Origin of the sequence: Streptomyces sp. AC555_RSS877, assembly GCF_019049245.1 — a bacterium.
Lineage (GTDB): Bacteria > Actinomycetota > Actinomycetes > Streptomycetales > Streptomycetaceae > Streptomyces.
In genome coordinates, this window is sequence record NZ_JAGMUK010000212.1 from 728 (window position 1) to 1,089 (window position 362).

General features: G+C 69.3%; 1 protein-coding gene. It reads left to right on the forward strand.

Features of this window, described 5'->3' with window-relative positions; genetic code table 11:
- A partial coding sequence (locus tag KUM49_RS42425) for a condensation domain-containing protein (protein ID WP_217242283.1) occupies positions 1 to 362 on the forward strand: 362 nt, incomplete at both ends.

Here is a 362-nt window from a genome sequence, read left to right on the forward strand (position 1 = left end):
CTACAACCAGCCGGTGGGCTTGCGGCTGACCGGCCGGCTGGACCGGCGGGCGTTGGAGCGCGCGCTGTTGGATGTGCTGGGGCGGCATGAGGTGCTGCGGACGGTGTTCGCGGTGGCGGACGGGGAGCCGTATCAGCAGATCCTGCCGGTGGAGGAGTGCGGCTTCGAGCTGGCCGTCACCGAGATAGGCGACGGAGAGCTGGCCGGGGCAGTGGCGCAAGCGCAGGCATGTGCCTTCGACCTGGCGACGGAGATTCCGCTGCAGGCGAGCCTGTTCGGGGTGGGTCCGGATGAGCATGTGCTCGTGGTGGTGGTGCATCACATTGCGGGTGATGGCTGGTCGATGGGGCCGTTGGCGCGGG